The following is a 15,213-nucleotide window of genomic DNA, read 5'->3' as shown; positions in this document are numbered from 1 at the left end:
GTTTAATGGTTTATAACTTAATAATGTAGTTGACAATTACAGTCCATGGCTTGTTTTCATTAGAGCCATTATTATGTGTAGATCCTTCTATCAAATGATCATGATTACCTTCTCTTGATGTAGCTTCTCTTGGGCTTCCTTCAAAATACGCCCAACCATCATTAGTTCCTGGAGACCCAACAAGTGACCCCATAAACACATTACCTTTTCTATCTTGAGGCAAGTGTGTAATTCTGTGAGCATGTTCACCATTAAATTTACTCCAAAAACGAATATAATGGTTATGAAGTAACACTGTTTGGTCTTGGGTGTCACCAATAGGAGTACTATCATCTATTTGGCCTTCTGGTACAGTACCTCTACCATCACCCTTTAAAAATCGGCCTCGTAAATCTGGTAGTTTACTACCTACAATGGCTCTTAAAGCTTCGTATTGTTTGCCGCTAGAAATATCTTGTCCTGTACATTTTACCCAACCCTCTGGTATTTTAGAGTCATTGCCAATAAAAGCTACAATAGTACCTGGTGGTACACCGTTTGAGGCAATTTCTGAGCTTTCAGATTTTTTAGCAAAATGTGCATAAGGTACATACTGTAATTCTTGGTTGTACACCTCTACATTGGTACTGTTATAGTTAATCCAAACTACCAATTTTAGTCCTTTTTTGCTAAAATCGACATTGTTAAAAATAGTATTGTCTGCTGCGGTTCCAGAACTTAGCACATGAGAAAACAGACCAAAATTGTCTGTTCTTATTTGTTGTGTTTCTCTGTATTGTACTTGGTTTTCGCTGTCTAGTATTCTAAAATCGAAATTTAAATTTTCATTGGTAATAGCAGATTTGTCTGCATCTCTGGCAATACCTTGTACGGCAATACCTTGAGAGAATAATGTAATGCTTATAAATAGTACGGTTAGGGTAATGTAAACTCTTTTCATTAGATTGTTTATTATTTGTTGGGGATTAAACTTAATTTTCTAGTAAATTGTATTAATTTTGAATGTCCCTACAAATAAAATAGAAATTGATGGTTATTTTTAATTGTATAACTATCAAAAACAGTTTTTGATAGCAAATGATAGTAGATATTATATACTTTACGGGAATACTTTTTATGACTTTAACAGCAGTAAACTTGTGTTTTTCCTCAAAGTCTGGCTCTAAATTTTACTTAAGAATTCTTGCCCTCTTTTTTATATTGATAGTACTGTCTAATGGTTTTTTCTTTGTGGTAAAGTATGGCCTTATTTCTTATGTGCCTCACCTTTTTAAAACACTCATGCCCATTTCTTTTGTAATTCCTGTTCTAGGGTATTTTTATATTTATAAAACCATAAAAAAGGAAGATTATTGGTTGCGCAAAGACTTTCTTCACTTTATACCAGCGCTTTTTATTACTATTAATTATCTACCCTTCTTTTTAACTGGTACCCAAGAGAAGCAAGAAATAATTAATGCTGTAACCAGTAATTTACAAAATATTGTATCTATAGACTACAATGGTTTTTTAGAAGAATGGATGGTTTTTACTTTAAGAATAATACAATCTTGGATATATGTTTTTCTTTCTTGGCAAATTTTTAGAAAAAAAGGTAGTGAATTAGCAGATGAGAGTAGAAACGCTCTTAAAATTTATAATTGGCTCAAGGTTTTTCTTACCCTTAAAACAGTTTATTACATTTTATTACCACTTATATATATAGGTGTTTATTTGATAGGGAAAAATAATTTTTTTTCAAACTACCAAAGAGAAATTGTTTTTCTAATAACGTCTCTAATTTTCTTTATCCTTTCTATTTATTTATTATTAAGGCCTAAACTATTTATAACAGTTCTGCAGCATATGCCAACAGAGGTAAAAGAGCCAGTATTAGATATTTCTATTATTAAAACGAGCATTAATGACAGTAAAATTTATAAAGATGCCAATTTAACATTGGCTGATTTAGCAGATGCATTAAACGTTAAAGCCCAAGATATTACCGAAGCAATTAATACTTCTTCTCACAATAATTTTAGAGATTTTATAAATACTATTAGAATTAATAATATGATTGCCGAAGTAAATAAAGAGGCTTATGAGAAAAAATCGATTACAGGATTGTCTAAGGAGTATGGCTTTAAGTCTGAAAGTACTTTTTTTAGAGTATTTAAAAGTCGTTTAAAAGTGACTCCACAACAATTTTTTACTCAGAAATTTTCTAAGAAATAAGTGTTTTTATTGTAGATGTTTTTTTCGCTTTCAAAAGTTAGTATCTATGTTTTTAAAGTAGTTTTTTTGTTTTTTACTGAAAGTTATTTACTCGTTAAAAAAAGCTTTTATCACAATTTAATATTGTCTATAGAATGTAAATTAGAATTTGAAAAATAAAAAGTTCGAACCGCAGATACCATTCCGATATTACTTGAAATTTCCAGTATTAATAAGGGTTTTAGAGGAAATAAAAAACGGGATATATCAAAAAATAATGATATATCCCGTTTAGTACTGAAGATGGGACTTGAACCCATACGAGCATTACTGCTCACTGGATTTTAAGTCCAGCGTGTCTACCAATTCCACCACTTCAGCATTGGTATCGTTTCATAATAGAGCGAAAGACGGGATTTGAACCCGCGACCCTCACCTTGGCAAGGTGATGCTCTACCCCTGAGCTACTTTCGCAGTCAATGTATTATGAACTTGCTCCTCTTCAAGGACTCGAACCTTGGACCCTCTGATTAACAGTCAGATGCTCTAACCAACTGAGCTAAAGAGGAGTTTGCAACACCTTTTGTGTTTAGCGAGTGCAAATATATATCTTTTTTAGATATCCGCAAATAAAAATTAAAAAAAAATATTTTTTTTTCACTCTTTTTATAACACAAATATGTTTTTGATTAATTTCAAATATTGTATTTTTGCTTAAATAATACGCTTATCTTAAAAAGCACAAACTATTATATGGACAAATTCTCGTTCTTAAACGCAGCACATACCGGTTTTATAGCCGATTTATACGATCAATATTTAATCAATCCAGATTCTGTAGAGCCAAGTTGGCGAAGCTTTTTTCAAGGATACGATTTGGCAAATCAAAATTATTCCTTAACCGATGATGAGGTTTCTATAGAGGTGCCTGTAGAAGTGCAAAAAGAGTTTTTAGTAGTAGACCTTATTAACGGCTACAGAACTCGAGGACACTTATTTACAAAAACAAACCCTGTTAGAGAAAGAAGACAGTATCAACCAACCCTAGCGTTAGATAATTTTGGTTTATCAGAAAACGATTTAGAAACAGAGTTTTCGGCTGGTGATGTTCTAGGTATCGGAAAAGTAACCTTAGCAACTATCATATCTCATTTACAAAATATTTACTGTGATTCTATCGGAGTAGAATATATGTATATGAGAAATCCAGAGAAGCTAAAATGGTGGCAAAATCGATTAAATGACAACGACAATCATCCTAAATATTCGGTAGAAGCAAAAAAATATATTCTTGGTAAATTGAACCAAGCAGTAACTTTCGAAAGTTTTTTACAAACTAAATATGTAGGTCAGAAACGTTTTTCTTTAGAAGGTGGTGAAACACTAATACCAGGTATGGCGGTTATTTTAAGAGAAGCTGCAGAAAACTTTGGTGTTAAAGAATGTGTGTTAGGAATGGCGCATAGAGGTCGTTTAAATACCTTAGTTAATATTTTTAAAAAGCCAGTAAGAGATTTATTTAGTGAGTTTGAGGGCAAAGATTTTGAGGATGAAGATATAGATGGTGATGTAAAATACCACTTGGGTTTAACATTAAGTAAAACGTACAGAGATGGTAACGAAATAAAGATGAATTTGGTTCCCAATCCATCTCACCTAGAAACTGTTGCTGCTGTTGCCGTAGGAATTACAAGAGCTAAAATTGATAGAAAATATAATGGCGATGCTAGTAAGATATTGCCAATAGTTATTCATGGTGATGCCGCTATTGCCGGACAAGGAATTGCTTACGAAGTAGTTCAAATGGCAAAGTTAAATGGCTACAAAACAGGCGGAACCATACATATAGTAGTAAACAATCAGGTTGGTTTTACAACCAATTATTTAGATGCACGTTCTAGTACCTATTGTACAGATGTTGGTAAAGTAACTTTGTCTCCTGTACTACACGTAAATGCAGATGACACTGAGGCGGTTTGCCATGCAATGCAAATGGCTTTGGAGTTTAGAATGCGTTTCCATACCGATATTTTTATAGATCTCTTAGGGTATAGAAAATATGGGCATAACGAAGGTGATGAGCCACGTTTTACTCAACCAAAATTATACAAAACAATCTCGAAACATAAAAATGTAAAAGATTTATATGCAGAGAAGTTGTTAAATGAAGGAAGTATTGATAAAAATTACTTAACTCAAATAACAACGGAGTTTAAAGAAATGCTAGAGCATGAGTTTGATGAATCTAAAAAAGTAGAAAAGTCGAAAGTAAAAGAGTTTATGGAGTCTACATGGGAAGGTTTTGAACGTGAAGATTTAGAAACAATGTTAGAGCCTGTAAACACAAGTTATGATGCAAATCATTTAAAAAACATTGCAAAAGTAGTTTCTACAGTTCCTGAGGGTGTTAAATTCTTAAGGAAAGCAGAACGTATTTTACAAGGTAGAGCAAAAATGGCATTCGAAACCAATGAGTTAGATTGGGGAATGGCAGAAAATCTTGCTTATGGCTCATTAATGGAAGAAGGTTTTAATGTTCGTATATCTGGGCAAGATGTAGAAAGAGGTACGTTCTCTCACCGACATGCCATTCTTAGAGATGAATTAACCGAAGAAAGAATTAACTTATTAAATACCAATCCTGCCAATAAAGGGCAAATGTATATTTACAACTCTTTATTGTCTGAATATGGTGTTTTAGGTTTCGACTATGGTTATGCTATGGCAAACCCAAATACATTAACTATTTGGGAAGCCCAATTTGGAGATTTTTCTAACGGTGCACAAATTATGTTCGACCAATATATTTCTGCAGCCGAAGATAAATGGAAATTGCAAAACGGTATAGTAGTTTTACTTCCTCATGGATATGAAGGACAAGGCTCGGAGCATTCATCTGCAAGAATTGAACGTTATTTACAATTATGTGCTGTAGATAATATGACAGTTGCCAATTGTACAACACCAGCTAATTTTTATCATTTGTTACGTAGACAAATGAAAAGAGATTATAGAAAACCATTAATAGTATTTACACCAAAAAGTTTGTTGCGTCACCCAAAAGTTGTTAGCTCTATCGAAGATTTGGCAACAGGAGAGTTCCAAGAAGTAATAGACGACACTCTAGCACCAGAAAATGTTAAGAAACTAGTTTTCTGTATGGGGAAATTCTATTATGATTTATTAGAAGAGAGAGAACAATTAGAAAGAGACGATGTTGCCTTGGTGCGTATAGAGCAATTATTTCCATTGCATCTAGACAAAATACAACAAGTTATAGACAGGTATCCGAATGTAGAGAATTATATTTGGGCACAAGAAGAACCAAGAAATATGGGTGCGTGGAGTTTTATGCTTGAGCGATTAGATTTGGTAAAATTAAATGTACGTTCTCGTAAATATTATGCAGTACCAGCAGCAGGTTCTAGCACTCGATTTAAAAAACGTCATAAAGCAGTAATAGATAGTGTTTTTAACGATAATGAATAATGCGTTAAGGATTGAAACGACATCCTTTTAATGTGTGTTTAAACACCATTAAAAGATACAGTGAAAAGCCTGTTTAAACGCCCAAATAATAAAAAAGTAAACTAATAAACAAGAGATGTTATATTTGTATAGCATTTAAAAAATAAGAAACCATGAGTGTTTTAGAAATGAAAGTTCCTTCTCCAGGAGAATCAATTACAGAAGTAGAAATTGCAACTTGGTTAGTTGAAGATGGAGATTATGTAGAAAAAGATCAACCAATTGCAGAGGTAGATTCAGACAAAGCTACCCTAGAATTGCCTGCAGAAGAAAGCGGAATTATTACCTTAAAAGCAGAAGAAGGCGATGCGGTAGAGGTTGGTGCAGTGGTCTGTTTGATAGATACAAGTGCTGCAAAACCAGCTGGAGATTCTCAAGAAAAAACTGCTGCAGCGCCTGTTGAACAGAAAAAGGAAGAAACTCCTAAACAAGCACCAGCTGCAACGTATGCAACTGGAGCAGCTTCTCCAGCAGCTAAAAAAGTATTAGCAGAAAAGGGGATAGATGCTTCTTCTGTTAAAGGAACAGGAAAAGATGGTAGAATTACAAAAGAAGATGCTGTAAAAGCAGTACCTTCTATGGGGTCTCAACCAGCAAATGGTACTCGTGGCACAGAACGTAAGAAAATGTCTATGTTGCGTAGAAAGGTTGCCGAGCGACTAGTAAGTGTAAAAAATGAAACGGCTATGTTAACTACTTTTAACGAAGTAAATATGCAGCCAATTTTCGATTTACGAAATGAGTATAAAGAGGCTTTTAAAGCTAAACATGGTGTAGGATTAGGCTTTATGTCGTTCTTTACCTTGGCAGTTGTAAGGGCTTTAAAAATGTACCCTGACGTAAATTCTATGATAGATGGAGATTTTCAAGTAAAACACGATTTTCAAGACATTTCAATTGCTGTTTCTGGTCCGAAAGGTTTGATGGTTCCAGTAATTAGAAATGCAGAAAATTTGTCTTTTAGAGGAGTAGAAAGTGAAGTAAAACGTTTGGCAATTAGAGCAAGAGATGGCCAAATTACGGTAGACGAAATGACAGGAGGAACTTTTACCATTACCAACGGTGGTGTTTTTGGCTCAATGTTATCGACTCCAATAATAAATCCACCTCAAAGTGGAATTTTAGGAATGCACAATATTGTAAACCGACCAATGGCGGTGAACGGGCAAGTTGTTATACAGCCTATTATGTATGTTGCACTTTCTTATGACCATAGAATTATTGATGGTAGAGAATCTGTAGGTTTTTTAGTAGCGGTTAAAGAAGCTTTAGAAAACCCGGTAGCTTTATTAATGGATAACAACCCAGCTAAAGCATTAGAAATGTAATTAAAAAGTAGCGATATAAATTGTTTTTACTTTTAAAACATCAAAAAAACCTTTCTAATACCAGAAAGGTTTTTTTGGTAATATAGCTTTCATATAGTTACAGATTTGTATAAAAATAGGTAATTTTTCTTTTTGAAATTCATCTATTGTTTATCTTGCAATAAAAAGCAGAAATGTCGAAAAATCCTGAACTTACATTAGCCTTAAATTTTATTGAAAAAACCGATAGAAACCTTTTTATAACAGGAAAGGCAGGAACAGGTAAAACTACTTTTTTACACCAAATTAAAAGAGAATCGAAAAAAAGAATGGTAATTGTAGCCCCAACTGGTGTTGCAGCCATCAATGCAAAAGGAGTTACAATTCACTCTTTTTTTCAAATGCCATTCGGCCCAATACTTCCCAATCAGCCTCAGAATAACCAACAACGTAGGTTTTCAAAAACAAAAATAGATATTATAAAGTCGTTAGATTTAATAATTATAGACGAAATTTCTATGGTGAGAGCAGACTTGTTAGATGGCATAGACCAAGTAATGCGGAGGTATAAAAATAGAGATAAAGTTTTTGGTGGTGCTCAGGTATTAATGATTGGAGATTTACAACAGTTGGCACCTGTTGTGAAACCAAATGAATGGAGTTTGTTGCAGCAATATTACAATACCGTATATTTTTTTAGTGCTTCGTCCTATAAATCTGCAAATGTAGTTTCTATTGAATTAAAACATATTTATAGACAGAAAAATGAAGATTTTATTAAAATATTAAACGAAGTTAGAACCGACACTTTAAGTAAAGAATCTGCAGCAATTTTAAATCAAAAATACAACCCTAGTTTTTCACCTTCAAAAGAGGACGGTTATATTACTTTAACGACTCATAATAATAGAGCCAACTTAATTAATAATTCTGAATTACATAAGTTAACTACTAAGAGTGTTTTTTTTAAAGCAGATATTTCAGGTAAATTTAGTGAGAGTGCATACCCAAATGCAGAAAATTTAGAATTAAAAATTGGAGCACAAGTACTTTTTGTTAAAAATGATTCTTCTCAAGAGAAAAGATATTATAATGGTAAAATTGGAATAATTACAGGTTTTACCAAAAGTTCGGTAATGGTAAAATGTACCGGTGATGTGGAAGAAATTGAGGTAGAAAAAGAAATATGGTCCAATATAAGTTACGCTATAAATGAAGAAACAAAAGCTATTAAAGAAAATTTAATTGGTGCTTTTTCTCAAATTCCACTTCGTTTAGCTTGGGCTATAACCATCCATAAAAGTCAGGGTTTAACGTTCGAAAAAGCAATAATAGATGCAGAAGCTTCTTTTGCTCACGGCCAAACTTATGTGGCCTTAAGTAGATGTACTTCTTTAGAAGGGTTGGTTTTGAAAACAAAAATTTCTAACGATGCAATTATTAATGATGCAACTGTTAAAACTTTTAATGAAAGTGTAGAAGAAAATCATCCAGATGAAGCAATCTTAATTGCTTCTGAGCAACAATTTCAATTAAACTTGATAACAGAACTTTTAGATTATCAGCCTTTTTTATATCCAATTACTAGACTCATAGATATTTATTACAAAAATAGAAATAGTATTAAAGGAGATGTAATTGATCATTTAGAAACTACAAAAAATGATGGAATTGTTGCATTAATGAAAGTTTCTAATGCTTTTAAAAAACAATTAGAAGTCTTGGCACAAGACAATGTATTACCTGAAAATAGTTCAATTGTTCAAGAACGTTTTAAAAAAGCAATGGATTATTTTTTAGTAAATACAAAAAGTAATATTCAAAAGCCGTTAGATGCAATTCAGTTTTCTACAGACAATAAAACAGTAAAAACAGACTTTGTAAAACATTTTGATGCTTTACAAGAGAAGTTAGAAGAAAAGTTATTTGTCTTAGAAAAAATGAGTACTGGCTTTGCTACAAAATTGTATTTAGAGGTAAGAGCAAAGGCTGTTTTACAAAACCAAGTTCCAACAAAAAAGAAAAAAGTTATTTCTAAAAGAGATCCTATTTTAGCTTTAAAATTACGAGAGTTAAGAGATAATATTTCTATAGAATTGGCAATTCCGCATTTTCAAATATTTACGCAAGAAACGTTATATGCCATTTGCGATGCTTTACCAAGATCTACATCTGCACTATTAAAAATTGCAGGAATGGGTAAAACAAGAGTTTCTAAATATGGTGATGAAATTTTAGGAGTAATAGAAAATTATTGCAAAGAAAATGGAATAAATAAATTTAATGAACAAAAAAAAGAGGATAAAAAACCAACAAAACAAATAACTTTCGAGTTGTTTACAGCAGGTTTATCTATTAAAGAAATTGCAAAAGAAAGAAAATTGACTCCTGCAACAATAGAAAATCATTTGGCAAATTATATAGTTACTGGAGATATAGATGTACTAGAAATAATAGATATTAAAAGATATAAAAAAGTGCGAAATGAAATTGAGCAAGCAGGCAAAGTAAAAGGATTAACTGCATTAAAAGAAAAAGTATCTTCAGATATTACGTATATGGAGTTAAAAATGGTTTTATTGTCTATGGAAAATTAATTATTAGCTTTTTATTCTAATAGATTTATTATTTACCGGTAGATTTTAAATCTTTTAATAATAACTGTATAGATTTTACGCCATTCCATTCGTTTTCATCTAATGCATAAATAATATCGAAGCTATCTTTAATTAAAGCTATTTTGTCGCCGAGATTAAAACCAATACTATTAAAAGTAACCTTGTTATCGCCCTGAAAAATATGCAACTTTAAATGTGTTTTTTCTGCTCCTACTTGTTTTCCATAACCATTATCTCTAACACAGGTAGATTTAAAAATGGGTTTTAAGTTACCCGGACCAAATGGTGCCATTTGTTGAATAATTCTGAAAAATTTTGGGGTTATCTCTGTTAATTCTAATTCAGAATCAATTACTATTTCTGGAGTTAAGGATTCTTTTTCTAGAGTTTTAGAGACTACCTCTTCAAACTTATTTTTAAATTTTTTATAATTTTCTGGAAGTAAAGTGAGTCCGGCAGCATATTTATGTCCCCCAAACTGCTCTATATATTCGCTGCAAGCTTCTAAAGCATTATAAACATCAAAATTATTTACAGAACGTGCAGAAGCTGCTAGTTTATCTCCACTTTTTGTAAATACTAAAGTAGGTTTGTAATATTTTTCTATCAAACGAGAAGCAACAATACCAATTACACCTTTATGCCAATCTTCTTTATATACAACAGTTGAAAATCGTTCTTCTTCGTTATTTTCTTTGATTTGAAGAAGTGCTTCTGCGGTTATTTTTTTATCTAAATTTTTTCTATCAGCATTAAAAACTTCAATAGCACTAGCAAACTCTTTTGCTGCTTCTAGTTCCATTTCAGTTAGCAATTCGACGGCATAATTACCATGCTTTATTCTACCAGCAGCGTTAATTCTTGGAGCAATTATAAACACCACATCTGTTATGGTTAGAAACTCTTTTTTAACTTGTTCTATAATCGCTTTAATACCATTTCTTGGTTTTTTATTTATTACTTGCAAACCAAAATACGCAAGTGCCCTGTTTTCTCCTGTTAAAGGTACAATGTCAGCCGCAATGGCGGTGGCTACTAAATCTAAATACGGTACAAAATATTCTATTGTTTGGTTTCTAGAAACACCTAAAGCTTGTATTAATTTAAAACCAACACCACAGCCACAAAGTTCATCGAAAGGGTAATTGCAATCTTCTCTTTTAGCATTTAAAACAGCTACTGCTCTTGGTAATTCTTTTCCTGGTTTATGATGGTCGCAAATAATAAAATCAATATTTTTTTCTTTAGCATAGGCTACTTTTTCAAGGGCTTTTATACCGCAGTCTAGCGCAATAATTAAAGAGAAATTGTTGTCTTCTGCAAAGTCAATTCCTTTAAAAGAGATGCCATAACCTTCGGCATATCTGTCTGGAATATAGGTTGCAATATTGTTATAAATTGTTTTTAAATAAGAGGCAACTAACGAAACAGCTGTAGTTCCATCTACATCATAATCTCCATAAATTAATATGTTTTCTTGGTTTGCGATTGCAGTTTCTATTCTTTGAACTGCAAGATCCATGTCTTTTAGTAAAAACGGATTGTGAATATCCTTTAAGCTGGGTCTAAAATATTTTTTAGCTTCATTAAAAGTAGTGATGTTTCGCTGATATAAAATTTTGGCAATGGTAGTATCTACTTGAAGTTCACTGGCAAGTATTGCTACTTTTTCTTTTTCTGGTGCATTTTTTAGCGTCCATCTCATAGTATTTTCTTTTAACTAGTATGGTGATGAATTTCTGTAGTTACCGTTGCAAATTGTCTAAACATTTCCATAACTCCGCAATATTTGGTAACAGATAAGTTTACTGCTTTTTCAATTTTATCTAATTGTAAATCATTTCCATAAAAATGATAATCTACTTTTACGTTTTTATAATATCTTGGATGTTCATCTGTTAATTCTCCCGTAACCTCTATTTTTAAATCTTTAGGTTTTGCTCTCATTTTCTCTAATAAAGAGATAACATCTAATGCAGAACAACCAGCCAAAGAAGATAGCATAAGTGCTTTTGGACCATAACCGACGGTATCTTTATTTTCCTCATTTGCTGTTGCATACATGGTTAATTTATGTCCGCTTGGGTTGTCCGATTCAAATTGTTCTTTTTGAGTCCAAACGGTAGTCGTTTTATTTTTGTCCATATTTGATGTTTTTTAAGAATGATGTATTAAATTGTGCATTCTTACAAAAATAAGAAAACCCTATTAAGTTAAAGGTTAAAATGAGTAAATATAGATCAGTCTTTTTTAGCGTTATATTCTTTTGCTGTTTATTTAATAGTAATATTTTTTTGTCGCAAGAAGCACCAGTCGTAATATCAGCCAGTGGAAATCAACCCTTTTGTCCAGGAAGTTCCATAAAAATAGTAACTGACTTTTCAATTTCAGATGCTGATGATGTTGGAGTTCCTCAATTATTTATTCAAATATCTAAAGGGTATCAAAATGGTTTCGATAGTTTAGAATTGGTGGGCAATTTCCCTAATATCAATCAATCTTGGAATGCCAATGAAGGTAAGTTAACACTTTCTGCTATAGTTTCGGGTTCAGAAATTCCTTTTTTAACGTTAGAAAACGCTGTTAAGGAAGTTGTTTTTAAAACCACTGCAACCGAAAATATAGCAGATAAAACTTTTTCAATTACAATAAACGATAAAAATTACTTGCCCGAAACAGATCACTTTTATGAGTTTGTAGCAGCAGAGGGTATTTCTTGGAAACAAGCAAAAGTAGCTGCTGAGGCAAGAACATATTTTGGAAGAACAGGTTATTTAGCTACTTTAACAAGTGAAGTAGAAGCCGATTTTGCAGGAAAGCAAGCACCTTCCCCTGGCTGGATTGGTGGTTCTGATGAAGAAACAGAAGGTGTTTGGAAATGGGTAACTGGCCCTGAAGCTGGTACTATTTTCTGGATAGGACAAGTAAGTGGAACCACACCAAATTTTGCCAAATGGAACGATAATGAGCCTAATAATTTTGGAAATGTAGAAGAAGATTATGCACATATTACCGATCCGTCTATTGGTGTAAGAGGTGCTTGGAACGATTTGCCAAATGCAGGTTCTGAAGGGTTATATAAGCCAAAAGGATATATTGTAGAATATGGTGCTCCTGGAGACCCTACATTAAATATTGCTGCAACTACAAGTATATACATACCAAAAGTAACCAATACTACAGCTGCTACTATATGCCAAAATGGTGCGGCAACCCTTTCGGCAACTTCTAGTGAGGGAGATATTATTTGGTACGATGCAGCTACCGGAGGAAATGAACTAGCAAAAGGAAATAATTTTACAACACCAGTTTTGTCTGTTTCACAAACTTATTTTGTGGCAACTTCGGTTAATGGTTGTGTAAAAAGTACAAGAATTCCTGTAGAGGTAGAAGTTATTACCAAACCAACTATTACCAATACAATGAATGATATTGTTTGTTCTGGTGCTGCAACCTTAAAAGCGTTTGCTTCTTCTGGAAGTGTTTTTTGGTACACTTCTTTGAGTAGTACAACACCTTTTTTTACAGGAACTACGTTAGAAATTCCAAACTTAACTGCTACCACTACTTATTATGTTGCAGCAAGTTCTTTTAATTGTGTTTCTGATAATAGAACTGCTGTTACAGCAACGTTAGATACTGATATACCTCGTTTTACTATCGAAGAACCTAGAGTAGTTTTATGTAAAGACAAAGGAGAGGTAACTTTAAAAATTAACAATCCTTCTGGAAAGTTCAATTACTATTGGTATAGAGAAAATGCACTATTGCCAGGTACAGAAACAGAAATTACAGTTAATGAAACCGGACTTTACAAAGTTAAAGCTATTTCTTTGGCAGGATGCGAGTCGGATTTTCAAGAAATTACTGTATCTGGTTCTGAGATAGCAACCATAACGAAAGACGATTTTTTAATAACAAGTAATCAGCTAAATAATTCTATTAAATTGTTGAACACCAATTTAGGAGTTGGTTCTTATGAGTTTTCATTAGATGACGAATTTGGAGTTTATAAAAATGATGGTTTTTTCGAAAATATTTCTCCTGGAACTCATACATTTTACATAAGAGATAAAGGTGGTTGTGGTATTGTTTCATATCGTTTTTCTATCATTGATTATCCGCTATTTTTTACTCCAAATAATGATGGTTTAAATGATTTTTGGAAAATTAATGGTTTCGATACTTCTTTTTATACAGAGGCAATAATTCAGATTTTTAATAGATTTGGTGTTTTATTGCATGTAGTACAGATAGATAGCGAAGGTTGGAATGGAACTTATGAAGGGAAAAAAATGCCGTCAAATACCTATTGGTACAAGGTAAAATTAACCGATATCAATGGAAATACTACAGAGGAAATAGGAAGTTTTAGTTTAATAAGAAAATAATAATATGCCATTAGTAAACCCTTTAGATGCATCACACGATTTAGAAACAAAAGAATTAGCTACTTTTTTTAATGAAACTTTGGGTTTTTGTCCGAATTCGGTTTTAACCATGCAGCATCGACCTGCAATATCAAAAGCATTTATAAATTTAAACAAAGCTGTAATGGCAAATGAAGGTCGTGTAACGGCTGCATTAAAAAGGATGATTGCATGGGTTTCTAGTAATGCCGCTGGTTGTAGATATTGTCAGGCACACGCCATAAGAGCTGCAGAACGATATGGTGCAAACGAAGCACAATTAAACCATATTTGGGAGTACAAAACACATCCTGCTTTTTCTGAGGCCGAGAGAGCTGCTTTAGATTTTTCATTGGCAGCATCTGTAGTTCCAAATGCAGTAGACAAGAAAATAAAGGATACACTATACACGTATTGGGATGAAGGAGAAATTGTAGAGATGTTAGGAGTAATTTCGTTATTTGGTTATTTAAATAGGTGGAACGATTCTATGGGAACTACCTTAGAAACCCCAGCTATTGATAGTGGAGATCAGTTTTTAGGCAAGCATGGTTTTGAAGTTGGCAAGCATAATGGTACTAAATATTAGAGCTTATAATACGATTATGACATTTTTTAAAAACACAAATTATTTTAATTAGTATGGTAGGAATTTCCTCCAAACTAAGTATTGGTGTTTACTTACTTTTTAAAAGCATCACACACTCTCTAAAAAACAATTTTTTTCTGTGTTATAAGCCATTTCTGTTAGCACGATACAAGAGTTTCTTTTTGAAATACAGTTCGTAAAAATTCAACAGAATAGCCTTATTTCAAAGCTAAAGCTTCATTGTCAAATGACAATCCGTAAAAACCAGTTTTCATAAAATTTCTTATGTTTTGATGAGAATCTCCATTTTCATCCTCTAAAACGCTTTTATAATGTTCTCCAAAACAAGCTAAGGTTTCTTCTTTTGTTAGTTTTTGAAGTTTTGCAAAAGCGAATAACTTACAAGATCCAGCATTTTCTCCAACACTGTTTTTTATTTTTCCGTTAGTAAAGCCTGTAGGAGTGAAGTGGTAATTAGTTTCAATAACTTGCATTGTTTCTGAAAAGGTAACCATTTGTGGAGTTGCTTTAACTTTTTTAATAAATTTATGAATAGTCATTTTTTAGCT

General features: G+C 32.5%; 10 protein-coding genes and 3 tRNA genes. 6 read left to right on the top strand and 7 right to left on the bottom strand.

What is annotated here, in order from left to right:
- Positions 1-10: 10 nt before the first annotated feature.
- Positions 11-940, bottom strand: coding sequence for a phage tail protein (locus tag WHD54_RS04995; RefSeq protein WP_088324078.1), 930 nt, complete (start codon positions 938-940; stop codon positions 11-13).
- Positions 941-1,077: 137 nt separating this feature from the next.
- Between WHD54_RS04995 and WHD54_RS04990 the strand changes: the two genes are divergently transcribed.
- On the top strand, positions 1,078-2,214 hold the full coding sequence (locus WHD54_RS04990) for a helix-turn-helix domain-containing protein (protein ID WP_143744260.1): 1,137 nt from the start codon (positions 1,078-1,080) through the stop codon (positions 2,212-2,214).
- A gap of 274 nt (positions 2,215-2,488) precedes the next feature.
- Here the strand turns inward: WHD54_RS04990 and WHD54_RS04985 are convergent.
- The 3 genes from WHD54_RS04985 to WHD54_RS04975 form a co-directional block, all read right to left on the bottom strand.
- Positions 2,489-2,574 (bottom strand) — tRNA-Leu (locus WHD54_RS04985).
- A 21-nt stretch (positions 2,575-2,595) separates the two neighbouring features.
- Positions 2,596-2,667, bottom strand: a tRNA-Gly gene (locus tag WHD54_RS04980).
- 21 nt (positions 2,668-2,688) lie between these two features.
- Positions 2,689-2,762 (bottom strand) — tRNA-Asn (locus WHD54_RS04975).
- 184 nt (positions 2,763-2,946) lie between these two features.
- Between WHD54_RS04975 and WHD54_RS04970 the strand changes: the two genes are divergently transcribed.
- The 3 genes from WHD54_RS04970 to WHD54_RS04960 all read left to right on the top strand — a co-directional run bounded on the left by WHD54_RS04970 (position 2,947) and on the right by WHD54_RS04960 (position 9,625).
- The gene (locus WHD54_RS04970; RefSeq protein ID WP_088324080.1) at positions 2,947-5,682 is read left to right on the top strand and encodes a 2-oxoglutarate dehydrogenase E1 component; all 2,736 of its coding nucleotides are present in this window, start codon (positions 2,947-2,949) and stop codon (positions 5,680-5,682) included.
- A gap of 152 nt (positions 5,683-5,834) precedes the next feature.
- Complete coding sequence (odhB, locus tag WHD54_RS04965) at positions 5,835-7,049, top strand: 2-oxoglutarate dehydrogenase complex dihydrolipoyllysine-residue succinyltransferase (protein ID WP_088324081.1); 1,215 nt, start codon at positions 5,835-5,837, stop codon at positions 7,047-7,049.
- Positions 7,050-7,222: 173 nt separating this feature from the next.
- Positions 7,223-9,625 (top strand): helix-turn-helix domain-containing protein, encoded by a 2,403-nt coding sequence (locus WHD54_RS04960; protein WP_088324082.1) that lies wholly within the window; start codon positions 7,223-7,225, stop codon positions 9,623-9,625.
- Between the two features lie 28 nt (positions 9,626-9,653).
- Here WHD54_RS04960 and recJ read toward each other — a convergent pair whose 3' ends face one another.
- Positions 9,654-11,351: a single-stranded-DNA-specific exonuclease RecJ gene (gene recJ, locus WHD54_RS04955; protein WP_088324083.1), complete on the bottom strand. Its 1,698-nt coding sequence runs from the start codon at positions 11,349-11,351 to the stop codon at positions 9,654-9,656.
- Positions 11,352-11,362: 11 nt separating this feature from the next.
- Positions 11,363-11,791, bottom strand: coding sequence for an OsmC family protein (locus tag WHD54_RS04950; protein WP_088324084.1), 429 nt, complete (start codon positions 11,789-11,791; stop codon positions 11,363-11,365).
- A gap of 149 nt (positions 11,792-11,940) precedes the next feature.
- Here WHD54_RS04950 and WHD54_RS04945 point away from each other — a divergent pair, with 149 nt between their 5' ends.
- Together WHD54_RS04945 and WHD54_RS04940 are read left to right on the top strand one after the other, a co-directional pair.
- On the top strand, positions 11,941-14,037 hold the full coding sequence (locus tag WHD54_RS04945; protein WP_233131000.1) for a T9SS type B sorting domain-containing protein: 2,097 nt from the start codon (positions 11,941-11,943) through the stop codon (positions 14,035-14,037).
- A 4-nt stretch (positions 14,038-14,041) separates the two neighbouring features.
- Complete coding sequence (locus tag WHD54_RS04940; protein WP_088324086.1) at positions 14,042-14,644, top strand: carboxymuconolactone decarboxylase family protein; 603 nt, start codon at positions 14,042-14,044, stop codon at positions 14,642-14,644.
- Between the two features lie 218 nt (positions 14,645-14,862).
- Here the strand turns inward: WHD54_RS04940 and WHD54_RS04935 are convergent, their stop codons facing one another.
- The gene (locus WHD54_RS04935) at positions 14,863-15,204 is read right to left on the bottom strand and encodes a HopJ type III effector protein (RefSeq protein WP_088324087.1); all 342 of its coding nucleotides are present in this window, start codon (positions 15,202-15,204) and stop codon (positions 14,863-14,865) included.
- Positions 15,205-15,213 lie beyond the last annotated feature (9 nt).

It is taken from the genome of Polaribacter tangerinus, from assembly GCF_038024095.1.
Taxonomy (GTDB): domain Bacteria; phylum Bacteroidota; class Bacteroidia; order Flavobacteriales; family Flavobacteriaceae; genus Polaribacter; species Polaribacter tangerinus.
The sequence above is the reverse complement of the archived record's forward strand: the minus strand, read 5'-3'. Positions and strand labels throughout refer to the sequence as shown.